Source organism: Psychrobacter immobilis, from assembly GCF_904846235.1.
In the GTDB taxonomy this organism is placed as follows: domain Bacteria; phylum Pseudomonadota; class Gammaproteobacteria; order Pseudomonadales; family Moraxellaceae; genus Psychrobacter; species Psychrobacter immobilis_C.
Genome location: NZ_CAJGZN010000004.1, coordinates 1 through 21,133, shown reverse-complemented (window position 1 = coordinate 21,133; position 21,133 = coordinate 1). Strand labels below are relative to the sequence as shown.

Sequence of the window (21,133 nt, the reverse complement as noted above, 5' to 3'; positions counted from 1 at the left end):
GACATTAAAGACGATCGGTCATAATATCTATGCATGACGATTACTAAGCCAAAAGCCCGTCGAGGGCGTCCACCTAATGTTGAACGAGAGTTTACGGATACCCGTGAAGCTCTTTTGAGATCTGGGATGGAGATGCTGACAGAGCAAGGCTTTGCGACCACTGGTATCGATGCCATACTCAAACGTATCAATGTGCCTAAAGGTTCCTTCTACAATTACTTCAAAAATAAAGAGGCGTTTGGACAGGAAGTGTTGCGACAGTACGCGTTATATTTTGCTCGCAAGCTAGATCATTGTTTTTTAAACGAGCAAGTGTCTCCTATGCAGCGCATTAGTGACTTTGTTGAAGATGCTAAGTCGGGAATGATCAAGCATGAATTTCGACGCGGCTGTTTGGTAGGCAATTTGGGTCAAGAGATTGTCGTGTTGCCTGAGAGTTTTCGCTGTGAGTTAGAAAACATACTGCTTGATTGGCAGGAGCGTTTAGCGGCTTGCTTGCGTCTTGCAGTACAACAAGGGCAAGTACATTCTAATAGTGATTGTGATGAGCTTGCTGCTTTCTTTTGGATCGGATGGGAAGGTGCGGTTTTGCGTGCTAAGTTGACGCAAGATGTCAGTCCATTAGATGCTTTTTTCCGAGGTTTTGTAGCAGGAATACAGAAGTAATTTTTTATCTATATTTTTAGACGACCGGTCTAAATCATTTTTACTCATTTATAGACGATTGGTCTAAATAGGAGCTACTATGTTTAATGCAATATTAATTGAAAAAAATGACGATGTTTATCAGTCTAATCTGACAGAGATACAGGACACGCAATTGCCAGAAGGGGATGTCACGGTTCGTGTGGCATTTAGTACGCTCAATTATAAGGACGGATTGGCCATTACGGGTCGTAGCCCTGTGGTACGCACATTCCCCATGGTTCCAGGGATTGATTTAGCGGGCACTGTCGAAACAAGTAGCCATCCTCGCTACAAAGCTGGCGACAAAGTGTTGTTGAATGGTTGGAGTGTGGGTGAGAAATATTGGGGCGGTCTATCACAAAAGGCGCGATTAAACGGTGACTGGCTTATCCCGCTCCCTGAGTCGATGACTGAACGTCAGGCGATGGCAATTGGTACAGCAGGATATACTGCGATGCTTTGTCTAATTGCGTTGGAACGTCATGGACTCACACCAGAGCGCGGTGAAGTATTGGTGACGGGTGCTAATGGCGGCGTGGGGAGCTTTGCCATCGCACTTCTAGCAAATCAAGGTTACTCTGTCACGGCTTCTACGGGACGTCTAGAAGAAGCGGAATACTTAAAGAGCCTCGGTGCTACGACGATCATTGACCGTACTGAATTGAGTAGCCCAGGACGAGCGCTTGGTAAGGAGAAATGGGCCGCAGCAATTGATTCTGTTGGTAGTCATACGCTGGCCAACGTTTGTGCCAGTACGTGTGAAGATGGTTTAGTCGCTACTTGTGGGCTGGCTCAAGGCATGGATTTCCCTGCTACTGTTGCGCCATTTATTTTACGCGGTGTCAGTTTACTTGGTATCAATAGTGTGACACGACCTTATGATGAGCGTGTAGAAGCATGGCAGCGTTTGAGTAAAAGTTTGGATATGACGCAATTAGATGCAATCACCAGAGAGATTGGTCTAAGCGAAGTCATTCCGACAGCAAGTGAATTGTTGGATGGTAAGGTTCGTGGTCGAATAGTTGTTGATGTCAATCGCTAAGCGTTAATTTTTAATACTTCAACCTTAATATTTCGATGTTGAACCTCGTGTTAGCACATGAATAAATGGTGCATCGAAACGTCTAAGATTGAGTGCTCAATGTGAAAAAGAATTATTCACAAACGGTCACAAATATCGGTATTTATTTTTTGTCATCTGATGTGCTATCATCGTTGAATGATCTATCGTGGGTTTAACAGTTTTGTTATCGCCGACCATGACAATAATCTCATGGCAGCGTGACAAACCTTGCAACTTCCAGCACGATATAAAACAACTCTGGTAAAGCGCATGAGCCTGTACTCCGACAACCTCATTTGTGCCTGATTTTTTGCCTATTTGGGCGTATATCATACTTTTTCGTCGGAGTTACAGGAGTCTAAGGTGTTCAATATCATGAGCCACATTGCTAATCCATCTAAATATACCCGTCGTTATCACCCACGCCATTCTCTAGCGCAATATATTATCAATCAAATAGAGTCGCTTGAGCTGCGTCCGCAAGATATCGTCAAGCAAATGGGCTATCCTCTTAAACATACCATACCTGCCTATGACCGCCTGCGCCATGTATTGTCGAGCAAATTCCTTGGGCTTGATGGTAGCTATATGGACAAACACTTTACCGCTGATGAGTTTTTGGCAAAACTGTTTGCTGTACTTGAGATACCGTATCAGCCATTCGCAGAAGATATTGCGCAAATTAAATACGACTTGGCAAATTACTCTAATACGCTACCCAGATATAGCTTACGAGCGGAAGTGGATTTTGCATTTACGAGTGCTGATAATTGGATGTCTCGTGGCGCAGCTTCACGTTTTGCGCAAGTACATCTGCCTAGCGGTTTTGCCAAATTAGACGATGCTGCACGTAAATTAGTGATTCAAGACAGCATCTGTGAGCATTATCAGCAGTATGAGGGCAGTTTGCCATATGACGGTATTATTAAAGGCTATCGACTGACTATTGAACAAAACAACCATGTGGTCGACCATGCAGAGTATGGCGTACCAAAATCTAGCAGTATCTAAAAAGTTTTGAATGTATAAGCAGCACGAGCTGTTAATTACATTGATTGAATAATCACATTGACCGAAAAAAAATATAAAAAAGCCTCACTTTCTCGTGGGGCTTTTTGGTTTTTTACGTTATGTTTTCTTGTAAGAGTCAAACACTGCTAAATATCAATTTTATAAAATTCATTTTAAGCTTCAGGATTCAGGTTTAGAGATGGCGCGCCACAAAATCACAAATAGCGCGTCAAACTCTGCATTTAATGGCGTCTCTGTTTGGCGAATGGTATGCATTAAACCAAGTCGACTGATGAACCCCATAAACACATCGAACAGTATGTGCAGTGGAACGGTGTCATTGAGCACCCCACGATTTTGTCCATCTTCTAATACCGCTAAAAACGCGCCAATTAACTCTTTGTTTTCATAGATCGCGATATTACGTATACGCGAGGCCGAGACAGAAGATAGCACCATCACCGCATCTGGATGCGAATCCACAAAGTCAAAGCAGACCCACAACGTCTTACGTAGACGATCTTGTACGCTATCAATCCCTTGCAGATGATCCATAATTCTAGCGGCCAATCTGCCAAGCACAATATCCATAATGGTATAAAACAGCGTTTGCTTGTCCCCAAAATACTTATAGAGCGTTTGCAAAGAGACGTTTGCAGACTTTGCAATCTGCGCCATCGTCACCTCATTAGCATCAAATCCTGCAAAGACTTTACGAACAGCTTGCTCAATTTTATCCAAAGTTGCGGGCCGCATATCGGATAGGGGCGCTAGAGATCGAGTTTGCGTGAGGCTATCTGACTGATTAAAGGTTTTCATATTTATCGCTTCTTAAAGTATTGGCTATTTAATACGTCCTACCAGTTAAATGGTGTGCTCGATAATTTAACGTGATTAAATTAACAAGTAATGTAAATTACCATTTTTATTTAATTGATTGCGAAGTGGTTTTTCGTAGCCTAGTATAAGACTCATGTATTAATAAATACAAAGAATTCATCGTATATCTATAACGGTAATATAAATTACCATAATTTACAAAACGACCTAGCTATAGTCAGTTCAATATAATTTCGATACAAGAAAACCGAGTGCAAGTTATACATTAGTATGCTTAGCGAGGATGACGATGTAGCGGATTTATATAGGCTTGACTATATAGTTGTTATTCACTCCACCTTGTCAAGGATAGACATCATGAGTATCGAAAAATTCACCCCAAACTGGATGACTGAAGAACATCAGATGGTGTATGACAGCGCCCTAAAAATGTTTCAATCTTGGGAGCCAAAGGATGAGCAGTGGCGCAAAAATGGCATGATCGATCGCGAAGCATGGGAAGAAGCAGGCAAGATGGGGTTTTTGTGTGCGGCAATACCAAGCGAGTATGGCGGCGGTGGTGGCGATTTTGGTCATGAAGCCGCGCTCATCTACGCTCAAACCGAGGCCAATCAGTCAGGATTTGGGGGTATGGTGCATTCAGGCATTGTCGCGCCTTATATTTTAGACCACGGTACTGAAGAACAAAAACAAGTGTGGCTAGCCAAAATGGCAACGGGCGAATATATCGGGGCCATCGCCATGACCGAGCCTGGCACTGGATCCGACCTACAAAACATCAAAACCTATGCGGTAAAAGATGGTGATGACTACATTATCAATGGCTCTAAGACTTTTATTACCAATGGTCAGCACGCCAATCTTATCCTATTAGCATGCAAAACAGACCGTGAACAAGGCGCGCAAGGCGTCTCGCTTATCATCGTAGAAACGGATAAAGTAGAAGGGTTTGAGCGTGGACGCAATCTCGACAAGATTGGTCTGACGTCGCAGGATACCTCGGAGTTGTTTTTTAGCAATGTCCGTGTACCACAAAAAAATCTATTGGGTACGGTAGAAGGTATGGGCTTTATCCAAATGATGCAGGAGTTGCCGCGTGAGCGCTTAATCATTGCGCTATCAGGGGTTGGCTCGATGAAACTTGCTATCAATCTAACCCTAGATTATGTAAAAGGCCGTGAAGCCTTTGGCAAACCTATTTGGAATTTTCAAAATACGCGCTTTAAGATGGCAGAATGCTATGCCGATTATCTCGCTGCTAGCACCATGTGTGATGCGGCAGTAGATGCGATGTTAGATGGCAAACTCTCTGTACCGCATGCCTCATTAATCAAATATTGGGTCACTGAAAAACAGTGCGAAGTCATCGACGAATGCGTGCAGCTGTTTGGTGGCTATGGCTATATGACAGAGTATCCTATCGCACGTCTATACGCTGATGCGCGCGTGCAAAAAATCTATGGCGGCACCAATGAGATTATGAAAGAGCTGGCTTCACGCTTTATGTAGACGCTTATATTATAAGACTACAATAATTATTGTTTATTTAAAAAATAAAAAAAGGATTTTTTATGACTGAGACTGCATATATTTATGATGCTATCCGCACGCCACGCGGCAAAGGGAAAAAGGATGGTTCCTTATATCAGGCATCACCAATTTGGCTGACACGCACCTTATTAAAGGAGATGGAGCAGCGCCATAACTTGGATACCAGTTTGGTCGACGATGTGGTGCTTGGCTGCGTGACCCCAGTGGGCGAGCAAGGCTCTGATATTGCGCGTATTGCTGTGATTGATGCTGGTTGGGTACAAAGTGTGGCTGGGTTAACTTTGTCGCGCTTTTGTGCCTCTGGTCTGGAGTCTATCAACCTAGCAGCGGCCAAAGTCATGTCAGGTATGGAAGACATGGTCGTGGCAGGCGGTGTTGAGTCTATGAGCCGTGTGCCGATGGGCTCAGATGGTGGTGCTTGGTACATGGATCCGCGCGTCAATGAAGCCACGCACTTTGTGCCACAAGGAGTAGGTGCAGATACCATCGCAACGCTCAAAGGCTTTAGTCGTAGTGATGTCGATGGCTTTGCCACCGAGTCGCATCGCCGCGCTGCACAGGCATGGGAGAAGGGTTATTACGATAAGTCTGTTGTCCCTGTTACCGATGTTAATGGCATGATGCTATTGGATAAAGACGAAACCATCCGCCCTAACACCAATGTCGAGACCTTAGCTGGGCTAAAACCTTCTTTTATTATGCCAGGTAAAATGGGCTTTGATAGCGTTATCTTGGACAGATACACCACAATTGAAACGGTAAATCATGTGCATCATGCGGGTAACTCCTCTGGCATCGTCGATGGCGCTGCTATTTGTTTGGTCGGTAGCGCGGCGGCTGGTCACAAAGCAGGGCTAAAACCACGTGCCAAAATCACGATGGCCTCAGTTGTTGGTTCAGAGCCTGCCATTATGCTGACAGGTCCAACACCAGCTTGCCAAAAAGCCCTCAATAAAGCGGGCATGCAAGCCTCTGACATAGACCTTTGGGAGATTAATGAAGCCTTCGCTGCTGTGCCGATGAATACCGCTGATGATTTTGGCATCTCGCTTGATATCGTCAACGTCAACGGTGGTGCAATCGCTATGGGTCATCCGCTTGGCGCAACTGGCGCGATGCTGATGACGACCGTCCTTGATGAGCTAGAACGACGCGATTTAAAGACCGCTATGATTACGCTATGTGTAGGCGGTGGTATGGGCATTGCCACCATTATCGAACGTGTTTAACTTCTCTCTAAAATAGACTGAAAACCAATTAGACTAAAACGCAACATACAAAGAATCATTTAAGGGATAAAAATGATGACAAATAATCAGACAGCAGATAGCGTAATAGCCATTAATGCATTAGAAAACTTCTCAGCTCAGCGTGATGACGATGGTATCGTCACCGTCACGATTGACCAAAGTAAACGCAAAATGAATGTTATCGGTGATGGCTTTACGGAGTCGTTCGCCACGGTGGTCGATAGTTTCATCAATGATGATGCCGCTACAGGCTTGATTCTCACATCGGCTAAAGAAACCTTTGTGGTTGGTGCAGATATTGATCAATTGAACCAGATCGAGACAGCCGAGCAAGCATTTGCAGTGACTGAAGAATTAAAAGGTAGTTTGCGTACGCTTGAAACATCAGGTAAACCTGTCGTCGCTGCTATGACAGGAACCGCACTGGGTGGTGGTTTAGAGCTTGCACTGGCATGTCATTATCGTATTGCCATTGACACGTCCAAGACCAAGCTTGGTTTGCCTGAGGTGAAACTGGGTTTGCTACCTGGCGGCGGTGGTACGCAGCGTTTGCCTCGGTTGGTGGGTATTCAAGTGGCACTGGAGCTGATGACGCAAGGCAAAGAATTACGACCATCAGCGGCAAAAGACATTGGACTTATTGATGCAACAGCTACTGATCGAGCAAATATGCTGGAGCAAGCAAAAGACTGGATTCAAAATAATCCAAGTGCGCAGCAGCCATGGGATAAGAAAGGCTTTAAAATTCCTGGCGGCGATAGTAAGCATCCAAAGGTAGTTCCTATATTCTCTATCGCCCCAGCCATGGCTAATCAGAAATCACATGGTAACTATCCTGCGATCACCCATATTATGTCTTGTGTGTTTGAAGGATGCCTAGTAGATATCGATACAGGGCTTGAGATCGAGTCGCGTTATTTTGCAGCTTGCGTACTGTCCACTGAATCTAGAAACATGATCAACACCTTATGGACTCAGCTGAATAGCATCAAAAAAGGTCAGTCTCGTCCTCAAGGGTTTGAACGCACAACCACCAAAAAAGTCGGTATCTTGGGCGCTGGCATGATGGGCGCAGGCATTGCTTATGTCACTGCCAAAGCAGGTATAGATGTCGTTTTATTGGACACAGAAATTGCCAATGCTGAAAAAGGCAAAGCGTACTCTGCCAATATTTTAGATAAAGCCATTAGCCGAAAGCGTGTTACCGAAGAGAAAAAACAAGCCCTCCTAGAACGCATTACGCCAACAGTTTCTTACGATGATTTGGCAGATTGCGATCTTATTATCGAAGCGGTGTTTGAAAACCGAGAAATCAAAGCAAAGTGTACCCAGCAAAGTGAAGCAGTGATTACAAACACGGCCGTCTATGCATCTAACACCTCAACACTACCAATTACAGGATTGGCAAAAGCCAGTACGCGCCCAAACCAGTTTATAGGTCTGCATTTTTTCTCGCCAGTAGACAAGATGCCGCTCGTTGAGATTATCATGGGCGAGCAAACCGACGATGCAACATTGGCCAAAGCTTTTGATTATGTTGTGCAAATAGGTAAAACGCCTATCGTCGTCAATGACAGCCACGGATTTTATACCTCGCGGGTATTTGGCACCTATGTATCAGAGGGCATTGCGATGCTAGGAGAGGGTGTGCATCCGCGTAGTATCGAAGTCGCCGGTATGAAAACAGGTATGCCGATGCCGCCGCTAGCATTGCAAGATGAAGTGTCATTGAGCCTCGCATTGCATGTCAGCGAACAGCAACAACTTGATATGGTAGCCGAAGGTAAGCCAATCGTAGTGCGCCCTTCTTATGACATACTAAAAAAATTGGTCAATGAGCATAGGCGCGAAGGTAAGAAAAATGGCAAAGGATTCTATGACTATCCAACAGAGGGTGATAAGCATCTATGGCCTGAGCTTATCAACTTGTACCCGCCAAAACCAGAGCAACCATCGCAGCAAGATTTGGTGAATCGCCTGCTGTTTATTCAAGCCAATGAATCCGCTAAGTGCTATGAGGAGAATGTTGTGCGCTCAGTAGCTGATACCAATATAGGGTCTATCTTTGGTTGGGGGTTCGCACCGCAGCATGGTGGTACGCTACAGTTTATCAATGCAATGGGCGTGAGTGCGTTTGTTGAGCGGAGTCGTGAGCTGGCTGCGAAATATGGTGAACGTTTTGAGCCAGCTCAAATCTTGCTAGACATGGCAGTCAAAGGCGAGGCGTTCTCTGATGACTGATAAATATGTATCAAATCCTGATCAAATGAAGGACTGTCTACAAGGGTTACGAGTGATCGATCTGACTCGTAATCTACCTGGGCCTTTTGCTACGCGTTTGCTTGCAGATTTGGGTGCGGATGTCCTTAAAGTCGAGCCTAAACAAGGTGATCCTGCTCGGGTATTTGGTGAGCTCTTCGCAGCTCTGAACCACGGTAAGACGACCGAAAAATATGACTTTCATGATCCCAAAGCGATTGAAACTATAAAAGCACATCTTAAAGAAGCTGATGTGATGCTAGATAGCTTTCGCCCAGGTATCTTGGCAGAAATGGGACTAGATGCTAAGGCCCTGCATGTCATCAATCCAAAGCTAGTAATAGTGTCAATCACTGGCTATGGCGTAGCAGATGGAAACTCAACAGAAGGTGTCTACTTAGAAAGTGCTGAGTCAAAAAATAGCTCTCAAGTGAATCATGACTGGGCCAATAAGGCCGGTCACGATATTAATTTTATGGCTATGAGCGGTGTACTAGATCAGCTAAAAACAGCGCAGGGTGAGCAAGCCATGCCCAATATCCAATTTGCGGATTTGGCAGGCGGTAGTGACACTGCAGTGATAGCCCTATTGGCTGCCGTATTTGCCGCACAGCGTACGGGCAGGGGACGACACATTGCTATTAGCATGACGCACAGTCTTTACAACCATATGGTCATGCCAAAGGTCACAGGCAAACTGATTAATAGCCTTTCAGGAAAGGGCTTAAACGACACTCTACTGCCGCAGCATGATTTTTTGGGTGGTGCATTACCATGTTACCGACTGTACCAAACCGCTGACCAACGCCATATGGCAGTCGGCGCTTTGGAGCTTAAGTTTTGGCAAGGGCTATGTGAGGTATTGGAGCTGCCGTCGCTTAAAGAAACACACTGGCAACTTGGTATTATGCCCAATAGACCTGAAAGTGAAGCCGCGACCAACACAATCACGGAAAAATTCGCCAGTCAAACGCTTGAGCATTGGCAACGTGTATTTGCAGCAACGGATGTCTGTGTGACCCCTGTGTTAAGTTTACATGAAGCCAAGGCTCACCCTTTATTTGCACATCAAGATGAAAATTGTGCGACATCAGGGTGGCAGTAAGTGAATTAGTATGTAAGTAGCTTTAGAGAAAAGTGAAAATTGTATTAACCTTTGAAGGCGATATCAAGCCGCTGCTGGCTAGTATCGTCTCTTTAGCCTGTCTAAACCAGAGTGATTGAACTTGTATATTTATAACTGTCTATCTAAAATTGCCTGAATAAGAGACAATACACCCATAAATCCTAAAGTTTTACGGTACTGAAGCATAGTAGCGCGTTCAAAGACTCTTAGAGATTGAGCAACACAGACATTTAATAAATTTAACTTAAGCAAAAAGGCAGTTCTGAATGACCAAACATAACCCGTATAATTTTTTACCTTTGCAACCAACAGGTAGAAACGAGACTAATACTGCTAATACTTATGCTCCTGAAGATATGATTAAAATATACGAGCAGCAGTTTCTCATTCAAGTGCCTGAAGAAGAGCTGACCGAGTTTTTGCCAGCGTTAAAAGCATTCTATGATATCGACAACCATACCTTAGATGTCAGTGCCATTATTTTTGATGCAATCGCAGACTCTGCTGTCATTTATAATCATAAAATTAAAGTCGGCGACTATCAGATATTAGGTGAGCTGATAGAAGAGACGATTGAATATGATGAAGATAACAAAAGTGATGAAAGCGCGGAAAGTGAAGAGATTCAAGCCTATACATTAGAGTGCCAACGTACATTTTTTATCAATGATGTAGAAATACCTTATCATTTCAACCTGTTCATTTATGGCGATGGTTATTCTACTTTGACCAAAAAAGAAACCGTACTAGAAAAAATGTACTGGTTTGTCAGAGGTAGATTTGAAGAGGATTTGCTAGATGACGCTGAAGATAACGACAGCTTAGAGTCTATTAATGCGCAACTAGCCAGTTTAGGCATTCGTGAAATGGATCTGACGACTGTAGATGAGATAATCAGCTATGTAGAAGGCAGTATCATTGACGATCCCATGGTGGACGAGCTTAACAAACTGTTGGATGATGCTGAGTAGTGTGGAAGATAAGTTAGTAGAAAGAGTGACTGATTTTATAATGAGTACTGAGGATTTTTAAATATCTAATGTACTATATCTCTGGATTTGCTGCTGTCAGAGAAGGACAAAGAAATTGTTAGTTTCTATGTCGAAGACTTGAATGATTGAAAAATATAGCAATAGTCTCTTGGATTTTATCTGAGAACTTGAGATTCTTATTATCCAGTTAAGCCTAATTGAATAAGTAATAATAAAAAATATTATAAGAATCAGAATGTAAGTGTTAACACTTTAACTCTAATTGTAAATAGAGTATAGGATACGTATAATTATGCTAGAATAGGTTTTTTTAACAAATGGGCTTCTTTTTGCATAAAGCTTTATACAAAAAGAAGCCCATTTTTTTGCATAACGATTATTTTTAATAGCTACTGTTTACTACGATATGTTGCTATGATTCGAAAGGTTTATATTATGCGACAGTCTCTTAAATTATTAAATGCCTCAAGTTTGTTACTTGTGGTGCTATGGTCTACTGGGTGTGCTACTACAACCATCAATTCTGGGCTTCAAGCTGGTCAGTTACCACCCAGTGGATCTTTTACTGCAGAGAGTGGTATAGAGTTTAATGTTCAGCCCTTAAATTTAGCAACATTACCAGCGAAAAAAACGATCACACCGAGTAGTGATTTAATACGTTTGATTAATACGTCTGGTCAAGTGGATTACCGTATTGCTAGAGGAGATATTTTAGGTATTACCTTGGTAGGTTATCCTGACATAGCGCCTCCTTTGACCAACAGTAGTAGTGCATCCAATCCATATGCATCTGGTTTTCCTATAGATCAGCAAGGGTTTATCCAGTTCCCACTTATTGGTCGTATAAAAGCTAGCGGTATGAGTGTGCCACAATTTACAGCGAACTTACAAAGTCGTCTTCAGCGTTATCTCAAGTATCCAGATCCACAAGTGAAAATCATTAATTATCGTGGTAACAAGTTTTTTATCGATGGCGAAGTTAAGCAGCCCGGTGAGTTCCCTATTGCTGATGTGCCCGTTTCTCTATATGGGGCAATTTCTATGGCAGGTGGTGCAACGCCTACGGGTGATTCAAACAATGTTGTGCTGAACCGTAAAGGCACAAGCTATAATATAGGATTACAGTCGTTACGACAGATGGGTGCTTCTGCTAACCAAATTTATTTACAAGACGGTGACTCTATCCATGTCAATAGCCAAGAACGTAATAAGGTATACGTGTTGGGAGAGTTTGGACAAGTGGAGCCAGTACCCATCTTAGAGCAAGGTATCAGCTTGGCACAAGTTTTAGGGGAATCCAAAGGTCTCAATTCTAATACTGCAAATGCGGCCAAGATATACGTCGTTCGTGACAATCTCAATACCAGAGCAACTGATATTTATTATGTAGATATGCAAACGGTTACTAGCTTTGCGCTTGCTAATCGTTTTGAGATGTATCCTAATGATATTGTCTATGTTGACCCGACTGGTCTTACGCGCTGGAATCGTGTTATTAGCGCCTTACTACCTTCTACTACTGCGCTTAGATCTTTTTCAACTCTATAGGTAACGATAATTATGGCGTTTAACAATATTTTGGTCGTTTGTGTTGGTAACATTTGCCGCAGTCCGATGGCAGAAGCGTTACTAAAAAAGCGTTATCCTAACAAAGTAATTGACTCCGCAGGCGTTGGAGCTCTAATTGGGCATCCTGCAGATTCATCTGCTCTCAAAATTATGACTGAACAGCAGATAGATATTACAGACCATGTAGCCAAACAAATCGACGAAAAATTAGCAAAAAAAGCTGACCTTATTTTTACCATGTCAGATAGTCAGACTAAATGGATTGAGGAACGTTGGCCATTTTGCCGTGGTAAAACTTTTAAGCTTGGTCACTGGCAAAATAAGGATATTGCTGACCCATATAAACATGAAATGAGCGCTTTTGAGACAGCATATCAAGATATTGTTGATGGTCTAGATCAGTGGGCCGATAAAATTAGCTAAGCAATGCTTATCCGATGAACAAGCTGAAGTGGTAGACCTATAGTTATGAGTACAGATTCGAAAAATTTATCAAACCCTGTTTCGAAAGAAGATAATGATGACATTGATCTTATGGCGCTGCTGTTTGCCATTTTGCGTGGTTGGAAAATCATCGTATTTTTTGCTGTGTTAGGCCTGATAATTGGGGTTTTGTATAGTAGATATGTCAACCCTACCTTTAAGTCAGATGCACTTATTCAAATTGAAGAGAACTCCAAAGGAGTTGCAGCACTAGGGGCTGATATTTCTGAGTTAATAGGGTCGGAAGCTAGTAAAGCAGAGGCAGAGGCAGAGCTGATAAGGTCGCGTATGATTTTAGAGCCTGTTGTCAGTTTATTGCATTTACGTATTCGCCTATCTGACCCTAATGTTGGCACCTTAGATAGAATAAAAAGTAATAGTACTGCGACTCAAATAAACAAACCTGAAGGTGTATCACTTAAAACTAAAGATGGTGAAGTAGAAATTAGTCAGTTTAATGTATCTCAAGAGTATTTAAATCAATCATTTAGCTTGATGCGCTCAGAGACTGGATTTATCTTGAGTAATGACTTTGAAGATTTCAAAGGTGAGATAGGTCAGCCCCAGCAGTTCAGAGGCATAGATGGTCAAATTCAAATCACAGTAAATAATTTACCTGCCGATGGTTATTCAATCAATCTTACTAAGCAGTCTCTTCAAATGACGACAGAGCGGTTAAATAGTGCTTTATCTGTGGTTGAAAAGGGCAAGCAGACTGGCATTATTCAGTTGTCTATGACCGGAGCCAATCAGCAACAAACCAGTTTGATCCTAAAACAAATCGTTTTATCTTATATTGATCAAAATCAGTCTCGTGGTTCTGAAGAAACCACTAAAACCATCAGCTTTATGGAAACTCAAATTCCAACCCTAAAGAAAAGGTTGGAAGATTCTGAAGCAATCTTCAATGAATTCCGTAAAAAGTACGGTACTATTGATGTGGCAAAAGAAGCCGAGTTGCTCTTAACCGAAAGCTCGCAAATTGAGCTGCAACTCAATGAGCTAAAATTGAAAAAAGCGGATCTCACTACTTATTATACGGAAGAGCATCCATTAGTAATCCAGATCAATGATCAACTTGCAGTACTTAATGCTAGAAGACAAGAAATAGATAACACTATTGCAGGATTACCTGAGATACAAAGAGAGTTTTTACAACTATCGGCTGATACGACGATCAACAGAGAGATCTATCTCACGCTACTCAAAAACTACGAACAGTTAAAGATCGTCAAAGCTGGTCAAATTGGTTTTGCTCGCATTATTGATTTACCAATCAGTACCCACCGAGCGATCGCACCAAAGAAACTACAAATTATCATATTGGCGATGTTATTAGGGACGATGCTTGGAACAATGCTCGTACTCCTGAAAAACATGCTTAGAAATGTGGTTAAAGACCCTGAACGTATCGAAGCAAAAACAGGCGTATCTGTGGTCGCGACGATACCCCGTTCACCTCTACTAACCAGATTACGTAAAGATAAAAAAGCGCCTAATCGTTTGCTGGCTTATGCTGATAGTAACAGCTTGAGTTATGAAGCCATCAAAAGCTTAAGAACGAGCCTGATGTTCGGTATGCCGACAGCAGAGCAAGTAGCTCAAAGAGCTAAGGTTATTTTAATTACTGGCGAGAGTCCTGGCGTTGGTAAATCATTTATTTCTGCTAACTTAACAGAAGTTTTTGCTCAGCTCGATAAAAAAGTACTGATCATGGATGCAGACATGCGCTTGGGTGAGTTGCACAAGATGTTCAGTATGAATCAAGACAATGGCTTAGCCGATTACCTTTCACAGCATGACAATACGTCACTACAAGGTAATACGGTTTCATCAGGAGAGCTTAGTCATTTTATTCATTCGACAGGGATAGATAATATCGATTTTATGCCTAGGGGTGAGCATCCACGTAATCCTGCATCACTACTGTCTAATAGTAGGCTTAATGGTTTAATGAAAGAGCTAGGCTTACGCTATGACTATATTATTATTGATACACCACCGATACTTGCAGCTTCTGATGCAATGATACTGGCGCAATATGCTGACAAAGTACTTATGGTAACTAGATATGATAACTCAATTGAGGGACAACTGGTCTATGCTGTCAATCAAATGAATAAAGCAAATATAGAAGTGGATGGAATTATTTTGAATGATGTACAGCAAGGTATTATGAGCAAATACAGCTATCATTATAATTATGCCTATGGCAACAATAAATAATCATCAATATATCAGCTGAGTATTAAATTTATGAATATTGAGCCAAATGGTGATCTTAGGTCTCAAGAAAGTTACGACAGTCCCAGTCAGTTACAGCGCATGGTTCTGCAACTGCTGGCATTACCTCGCAGTGTCAAAAAGAGCATTCTAACTACTGCTGATTTTTTAATGGCAGTAGTATGTCTATTTTTTGCCTTATCATTACGTTTTGGTTATATGGACGCTCATATTCCATTATTATCGTTATGTTTATACGCTCTGATTCCTATCATTAGTTTGCATCTTATAGGTTTTTATAGAGGTGTAGCGCGCGGGTTTTTTGATTCATTGATGGGACGTGTATTACAGTTGTTTTTTGTACTTATTATACTATATGAGGTTATATTGTATTTTGAAGTCTTGCCAACCATACCGCGCTCAGCACCCATTTTGTTTTTATTCATGTTCTTTATTTGGCTGTGGAACAGTAGGTTAACTATAAAGGAATTATTAACACGTTGGCAAAAGAATGCTGTAGAACATCAAAAAAATATGTCAGATCTAGATAATGTTGTCATTTATGGTGCAGGGCATGCAGGGCAAAAACTATTAGAAGGCTTGAGAAATTCACATAAGTATAATGTGGTAGCGTTTGTTGATGATGATCCGCAGTTAACAGGCGCATATGTGCTAGGTAAAAAGATTAACGCAGCCCAAGATCTTATTGAGATAGTTGATGAGCTTAATATTGCGCAAATTTTTTTGGCAGTACCCTCTATCAGTCGCGCTCGTAAACGTCAGATTATCAATAAACTGGCAGATATATCCATCAAGATAAAAGAGCTCCCCAGTTTACAAGAGATTGCTGATGAAAAAGTGACTGTCAGCCATATGCATAAGATTGATATTTTGGATGTGCTTGATAGGCAAACTGTTGAGCCTGATGAACGTCTGCTTGCTAAAAATATCACAAGCAAAAACGTGCTAGTTACGGGTGCTGGTGGTTCTATTGGTAGTGAGCTGTGCAGGCAGATTATCAAAAATAAACCGCAATGTCTGGTGCTGTACGAAGTGTCTGAATTTGCACTCTATAGCATCCATCAAGAGTTGCTCGCTAAGCAGAAACGTAATCCTGAATATCAGGATATTCAGATAGTCGCTCTTATTGGCAATGTTACTAATGAGGATAAGTTATATCGTGTGTTTCAGGAATACAGTATACAGACGGTATATCATGCAGCAGCTTATAAGCACGTACCTATTGTTGAGTTTAATCCTTTTGAAGGATTGATTAATAATACCAAAGGTACCTATCACTGCGCGTGTGCCGCCATACGCGCCGAGGTTGACACATTTGTACTTATCTCTACAGATAAAGCGGTGCGGCCCACCAACGTTATGGGAGCGACTAAACGTATGGCCGAGTTGACTTGCCAGGGGCTCAGTAAAATCAGTAATAAAACCTGTATCAGTATGGTGCGCTTTGGCAATGTACTTGGTTCATCTGGCTCAGTGGTACCTGTTTTTACCAAGCAGATTGAGCAGGGGCTTCCGATTACTGTTACCCACCCTGATGTCACGCGCTATTTTATGACGATACCAGAGGCAGCAAATTTAGTGATACAAGCAGGTGCTATGGCCAAAGGTGGAGAAGTCTTTGTTCTCGATATGGGTAATCCTGTAAAAATTGTCGATCTGGCACGGCGCATGATTCATTTAAGTGGCTGTGAGGTCAAAGATGATAATCATCCTAACGGTGATATTGAGATAATGTTTACAGGTTTGCGTCCAGGCGAAAAGCTCTATGAAGAGTTGATCATTGGAGATGACAACATCGAAACGACTGAGCATCCTCTTATTATGCAAGCGATGGAACACAGCTTCCCATTACATGATATTGAGGAAGTCTTGACGCATACACCTGATAAAGCGAAAGAAGATGATGTTGTGTGGCTAAAATCTCAATTAACAACATTTGTGGCAGGTTATCGGCAGGATGATACACAGACAATATAACACTTGATCAGTAATATAATTTTAAACAATGGGTAATAAATTTTTGAGGAACCATCATGTTAACTGTTAATGATATTAAAATCGCAGTAATTGGTTTAGGCTACGTCGGCTTGCCGTTGGCAGTAGAGTTTGGCAAATATCGTCCTGTGATTGGCTTCGATATTAATGCAAAACGTATTGGTGAGTTGTCATCAGGTATTGACCATACGCTAGAAGTCAGTGCAGAAGAGCTGGCACAGGCCACCCAGTTGAGCTATAGCTCAGATATTAACGCTTTGAAAGAATGTAATTTCTTTATTGTGACTGTACCCACGCCTATTGATGACTACAAACAACCTGACTTAACACCGCTTATCAAAGCATCGGAAGCAATCGGCAGTGTTCTAGAAAAAGGTGATATCGTCGTTTATGAATCAACCGTTTATCCTGGCGCGACTGAAGAAGTTTGTATTCCTGTACTAGAGCAGGTATCAGGGCTTACTTTCAATAAAGACTTTTATGCGGGTTATAGCCCAGAACGTATTAACCCAGGTGATAAAGAGCACCGTGTCACCAATATCTTGAAGGTAACTGCGGGCTCCACGCCAGAGGTCGCTGACTTAGTAGACGAAGTGTACAACCTTGTTATTACTGCAGGTACGCATAAAGCAGCATCTATTAAGGTTGCTGAGGCAGCAAAGGTCATTGAAAATACGCAGCGCGATGTCAATATTGCTCTCATTAACGAGCTTGCAGTCATCTTCAATAAGATGGGTATCGATACACAAGCTGTGTTAGAAGCAGCAGGCACCAAATGGAACTTCTTACCATTCCGCCCAGGTCTGGTCGGTGGGCACTGTATCGGCGTTGACCCTTACTATCTAACCCATAAAGCACAAGCTATTGGCTATAACCCTGAGATTATCTTGGCAGGACGCCGCCTTAATGATGGTATGGGTGAATATGTCACTACACAGCTGATCAAAACCATGATCAAAAAACGCATTCAAGTAGAAGGTGCCAAAGTACTAATCCTAGGACTGAGCTTTAAAGAAAATTGCCCAGATGTACGTAATACCAAAATTATTGATATTGTGCATGAATTGCAAGAATATAACATTGATGTTGATGTCTATGATCCATGGGTTGATGCCAGCGAAGCTGAGCATGAATATGATATTTCACCAATCACTGAGCCAAGTGCTGGTCAATACGATGGTATTATCCTAGCGGTAGCACATCAAGAGTTTGCAGCTATGGGCGTCCCTGCCATTCGAAATTTAGGTCGTGACAATCATGTATTGTATGACTTGAAGTATCTGTTTACCAAAGATGAAACTGATATTCGTCTATAAATCATCCATACATTAAGATTGGAAAGCATTATGTCAAAGTATGAACAAGTCAAAGAAGAACTGTTAATAGATAAAAAAACATGGCTGATTACAGGTGTCGCAGGGTTCATTGGCTCAAATCTGCTCGAGACCTTACTAAAGCTTAACCAAACCGTTGTAGGGTTGGATAATTTTGCCACAGGCTTTCAGCACAACTTGGATGAAGTACAGTCACAAGTGAATGATAAGCAGTGGCAAAACTTTCGTTTTATTGAAGGTGATATCCGAAATTTTGAGGACTGTCAGACAGCCTGCGCTGACGTAGATTATGTATTACATCAAGCTGCACTAGGTTCTGTGCCCCGATCTATCAAAGACCCAATCACTACCAATAGTGCAAATATTACAGGTTTCCTAAACATATTGACTGCCGCTCGTGATGCTGAAGTGTCTAGCTTCACCTATGCTGCTAGCAGCTCTACCTATGGGGATCATCCAGCACTACCTAAGATAGAAGATAACATTGGCAAACCGCTTTCACCTTACGCGGTAACAAAGTATGTCAACGAGCTATATGCAGAAGTATTTGCACGTACTTATGGCTTTAAGACCATTGGTTTACGATATTTTAATATCTTTGGTAAGCGTCAAACGCCAGACGGCGCTTATGCTGCAGTGATTCCTAAATGGACAGCAGCGATGATTAAAGATGAAGATATTTTTATCAATGGCGATGGCGAAACCAGCCGAGACTTTAACTTTATTGAAAATGCAGTACAAGCCAACATCTTAGCAGCGACCACGACCAATCCTGATGCCAAAGGTCAAGTCTATAATATTGCTGTTGGAGACCGTACTACTCTTAATACACTTTTTGATTGTATCAAAAATACACTACAAGCCAATGGTGTAAGCTACAATAAAGAGGCGATATATCGTGATTTTAGAGTAGGCGATGTGAAGCATAGTCAAGCTGATATTAGCAAAGCGAAAAGAAAATTAGGGTATTTTCCTGATTTTAGTATCTCTCAAGGTATTAAAGTTGCAATCAAACACTATATATCTGAGTAAGTATTGAGACTCTAGAGAGGTTAAAATAGTGAAAAAACTTATACTGAAATTTGCACAATCATATTGGCGTTTCAAATTTTCTAAAAAGGCTGTAATTGGAAAAAATGTCACTTTTGGCAGACATACTAAGATTATAGTATCTAACGGCAGTTCTCCAAGGGACATAATAATTAAAGATAATGCTAGAATATTTGGCACTCTACATGTATCTGGAGGAAAAATAGTCATTGAAGAGGATGTGCATTTCGGACCATTTTCTATTATAGGATCTACGGATTCAGTTTACGTAAAGAAACTGGCTATGATTTCGACGAGAGTTGATATTATTGATAATAATAATCATCCAGTACATCCTGCTGACAGAAATGTTATGAACGTATCTGGTGGAGTACCAGAGTATAAAAAATGGAAGTATTCAGATAAAGCTAAAATCGTTATAGGTGAAAATACTTGGATCGGAAAAGATAGCCTTATACTCAAAGGAGTTACTATCGAAGATAATAGCATAATTGCCGCTAGATCGGTTGTAACAAAGAATGTTCCAGAAGGGACAATAGTAGCAGGGAACCCCGCTACTATTGTCAAAAAAAATATACATAATACAGCGCAATACTTTAATGAATAATTTGTATAAAATACTTTCATACAGTACTTTAGGTACTTTATGCGCATTTTTAATTCAAATATTATCAGCTAATATACTGACAGTATACGAATATGGTGTTATAGGTAAGTGGCTAACAGACCTATCCTTTTTAAGTATTTTCCTGGTATTTGGGTTGGATAATTCATTATTGTTTTTTTCGAAAAACAATAATGAATTTTTTTCAAAAAATTTTTATAAAAACATAGTGTTCTTTACTATTATATCCATTTTCCTGTTAGTTACCTCCACGTTATCTAATAATATTTTATACTATAGCTCTCTTATAGTGGTGTGTTATATTTTAGCTATTGTCCAGAGCTTGAATGCATTTAATCTATTAAATAGTTCTTTCAATAAATATGGTTTGATCAACTTAGTTAGAAACTTAATAATATTTTTAATATTGCTAGTGTTTTATATTATAGATAGCGATATAGATTCCAGTGTCTATATAAAGATTTATATGCTTTCTATGTTTCTAGTATTAGCAGTCGTAGTACCAATGAGTTATAAGCCAAAAATAAAAATAATAAATATAAAAATGTCAATAGATAGGCTGTATTTGAAATATGGCTTTAAGAGTATGTCGAATACGCTATTCGCAGTGCTGTTATATTCTTCAACAGTATATGTCTTAGACTTTTACGAAACAAAAGAATCTGTAGGTGTGTTTTTTGCGGCAACAGTTTTTTCTAAGCTTGCTTGGGTGATCCCTGATTCTATAGGTAATCTACTGTATCCAAAATATTTAAAAATTGGTGATGCCTATAGTAAAGAAGATGTATTTAAAGAAACATATTTCTTTGCTCAGTTAAATTTATTTTTGAATATTTTATCAATTTTAGCTTTTTATTTCATCGGAAAATTTGTAATAGATATTTTGTACGGCTCTAGTTATCTAAATATGTTTTGGATAGTTATAATTCTTCTAATCGGTAACCAAGGTATGGTTTTTTACAAAATACTTGGAAGGTATCAAGCTTCTATTAATGAATGGAAGACTCAAAGAGTTGCTCTGATTTTAGCAATTTTCTCTAATATCATACTAAAT

The 21,133-nt window shown here is 41.1% G+C and carries 17 protein-coding genes; 16 read left to right on the top strand and 1 reads right to left on the bottom strand.

All coding sequences use genetic code 11. The features are described from left to right. The first annotated feature begins 33 nt into the window (after positions 1-33). From JMX07_RS03565 to JMX07_RS03555, 3 genes are all read left to right on the top strand, one after another. Complete coding sequence (locus JMX07_RS03565) at positions 34-666, top strand: TetR/AcrR family transcriptional regulator (protein WP_201606336.1); 633 nt, start codon at positions 34-36, stop codon at positions 664-666. A gap of 79 nt (positions 667-745) precedes the next feature. Next, the gene (locus tag JMX07_RS03560; RefSeq protein WP_201606335.1) at positions 746-1,729 is read left to right on the top strand and encodes an MDR family oxidoreductase; all 984 of its coding nucleotides are present in this window, start codon (positions 746-748) and stop codon (positions 1,727-1,729) included. Between the two features lie 396 nt (positions 1,730-2,125). Further along, entirely contained in the window at positions 2,126-2,761 is a 636-nt protein-coding gene (locus JMX07_RS03555) for a hypothetical protein (RefSeq protein WP_201606334.1), read from the top strand. Between the two features lie 180 nt (positions 2,762-2,941). Here the strand turns inward: JMX07_RS03555 and JMX07_RS03550 are convergent, their stop codons facing one another. Continuing rightward, positions 2,942-3,580, bottom strand: coding sequence for a TetR/AcrR family transcriptional regulator (locus JMX07_RS03550; protein ID WP_201606333.1), 639 nt, complete (start codon positions 3,578-3,580; stop codon positions 2,942-2,944). Between the two features lie 378 nt (positions 3,581-3,958). Between JMX07_RS03550 and JMX07_RS03545 the strand changes: the two genes are divergently transcribed. The 13 genes from JMX07_RS03545 to JMX07_RS03485 form a co-directional block, all read left to right on the top strand. Next, positions 3,959-5,110: an acyl-CoA dehydrogenase family protein gene (locus JMX07_RS03545; RefSeq protein WP_201606332.1), complete on the top strand. Its 1,152-nt coding sequence runs from the start codon at positions 3,959-3,961 to the stop codon at positions 5,108-5,110. Positions 5,111-5,172: 62 nt separating this feature from the next. Further along, the gene (locus tag JMX07_RS03540; RefSeq protein ID WP_201606331.1) at positions 5,173-6,381 is read left to right on the top strand and encodes an acetyl-CoA C-acetyltransferase; all 1,209 of its coding nucleotides are present in this window, start codon (positions 5,173-5,175) and stop codon (positions 6,379-6,381) included. Between the two features lie 72 nt (positions 6,382-6,453). Next, positions 6,454-8,643 (top strand): 3-hydroxyacyl-CoA dehydrogenase NAD-binding domain-containing protein, encoded by a 2,190-nt coding sequence (locus tag JMX07_RS03535; protein ID WP_227684606.1) that lies wholly within the window; start codon positions 6,454-6,456, stop codon positions 8,641-8,643. Continuing rightward, on the top strand, positions 8,636-9,766 hold the full coding sequence (locus JMX07_RS03530; protein WP_201606330.1) for a CaiB/BaiF CoA transferase family protein: 1,131 nt from the start codon (positions 8,636-8,638) through the stop codon (positions 9,764-9,766). Before JMX07_RS03535 ends, JMX07_RS03530 begins: the two co-directional genes overlap by 8 nt. 287 nt (positions 9,767-10,053) lie before the next feature. Next, complete coding sequence (locus tag JMX07_RS03525; protein WP_201606329.1) at positions 10,054-10,758, top strand: hypothetical protein; 705 nt, start codon at positions 10,054-10,056, stop codon at positions 10,756-10,758. 456 nt (positions 10,759-11,214) lie between these two features. Further along, positions 11,215-12,327 carry a polysaccharide biosynthesis/export family protein gene (locus JMX07_RS03520; protein ID WP_227684605.1) on the top strand — a complete coding sequence of 371 codons (1,113 nt, stop codon included), beginning with the start codon at positions 11,215-11,217 and terminating at the stop codon, positions 12,325-12,327. Positions 12,328-12,339: 12 nt separating this feature from the next. Further along, positions 12,340-12,771 carry a low molecular weight protein-tyrosine-phosphatase gene (locus tag JMX07_RS03515; RefSeq protein WP_201606328.1) on the top strand — a complete coding sequence of 144 codons (432 nt, stop codon included), beginning with the start codon at positions 12,340-12,342 and terminating at the stop codon, positions 12,769-12,771. Positions 12,772-12,816: 45 nt separating this feature from the next. Next, complete coding sequence (locus JMX07_RS03510) at positions 12,817-15,057, top strand: polysaccharide biosynthesis tyrosine autokinase (protein WP_201606327.1); 2,241 nt, start codon at positions 12,817-12,819, stop codon at positions 15,055-15,057. Between the two features lie 30 nt (positions 15,058-15,087). After that, on the top strand, positions 15,088-17,052 hold the full coding sequence (locus tag JMX07_RS03505; RefSeq protein ID WP_201606326.1) for a polysaccharide biosynthesis protein: 1,965 nt from the start codon (positions 15,088-15,090) through the stop codon (positions 17,050-17,052). 56 nt (positions 17,053-17,108) lie between these two features. Then, entirely contained in the window at positions 17,109-18,386 is a 1,278-nt protein-coding gene (gene tviB, locus JMX07_RS03500; RefSeq protein ID WP_201606325.1) for a Vi polysaccharide biosynthesis UDP-N-acetylglucosamine C-6 dehydrogenase TviB, read from the top strand. A 30-nt stretch (positions 18,387-18,416) separates the two neighbouring features. Next, on the top strand, positions 18,417-19,436 hold the full coding sequence (locus tag JMX07_RS03495) for an NAD-dependent epimerase/dehydratase family protein (RefSeq protein ID WP_201606324.1): 1,020 nt from the start codon (positions 18,417-18,419) through the stop codon (positions 19,434-19,436). 28 nt (positions 19,437-19,464) lie between these two features. Then, positions 19,465-20,061: an acyltransferase gene (locus tag JMX07_RS03490; protein ID WP_201606323.1), complete on the top strand. Its 597-nt coding sequence runs from the start codon at positions 19,465-19,467 to the stop codon at positions 20,059-20,061. Continuing rightward, positions 20,054-21,133, top strand: a 1,080-nt coding sequence (locus JMX07_RS03485) for a lipopolysaccharide biosynthesis protein (RefSeq protein ID WP_201606322.1), incomplete at its 3' end; no start/stop codon positions are given. The genes JMX07_RS03490 and JMX07_RS03485, both read left to right, overlap by 8 nt.

Coding starts and splice junctions, on each gene's coding strand:
- JMX07_RS03495 (WP_201606324.1), top strand. CDS start 18,417: ATGTCAAAGTATGAACAAGTCAAAGAAGAACTGTTAATAGATAAAAAA.
- JMX07_RS03520 (WP_227684605.1), top strand. CDS start 11,215: ATGCGACAGTCTCTTAAATTATTAAATGCCTCAAGTTTGTTACTTGTG.
- JMX07_RS03565 (WP_201606336.1), top strand. CDS start 34: ATGACGATTACTAAGCCAAAAGCCCGTCGAGGGCGTCCACCTAATGTT.
- JMX07_RS03560 (WP_201606335.1), top strand. CDS start 746: ATGTTTAATGCAATATTAATTGAAAAAAATGACGATGTTTATCAGTCT.
- JMX07_RS03510 (WP_201606327.1), top strand. CDS start 12,817: ATGAGTACAGATTCGAAAAATTTATCAAACCCTGTTTCGAAAGAAGAT.
- JMX07_RS03540 (WP_201606331.1), top strand. CDS start 5,173: ATGACTGAGACTGCATATATTTATGATGCTATCCGCACGCCACGCGGC.
- JMX07_RS03515 (WP_201606328.1), top strand. CDS start 12,340: ATGGCGTTTAACAATATTTTGGTCGTTTGTGTTGGTAACATTTGCCGC.
- JMX07_RS03555 (WP_201606334.1), top strand. CDS start 2,126: ATGAGCCACATTGCTAATCCATCTAAATATACCCGTCGTTATCACCCA.
- JMX07_RS03505 (WP_201606326.1), top strand. CDS start 15,088: ATGAATATTGAGCCAAATGGTGATCTTAGGTCTCAAGAAAGTTACGAC.
- tviB (WP_201606325.1), top strand. CDS start 17,109: ATGTTAACTGTTAATGATATTAAAATCGCAGTAATTGGTTTAGGCTAC.
- JMX07_RS03535 (WP_227684606.1), top strand. CDS start 6,454: ATGATGACAAATAATCAGACAGCAGATAGCGTAATAGCCATTAATGCA.
- JMX07_RS03525 (WP_201606329.1), top strand. CDS start 10,054: ATGACCAAACATAACCCGTATAATTTTTTACCTTTGCAACCAACAGGT.
- JMX07_RS03530 (WP_201606330.1), top strand. CDS start 8,636: ATGACTGATAAATATGTATCAAATCCTGATCAAATGAAGGACTGTCTA.
- JMX07_RS03550 (WP_201606333.1), bottom strand. CDS start 3,580: ATGAAAACCTTTAATCAGTCAGATAGCCTCACGCAAACTCGATCTCTA.
- JMX07_RS03545 (WP_201606332.1), top strand. CDS start 3,959: ATGAGTATCGAAAAATTCACCCCAAACTGGATGACTGAAGAACATCAG.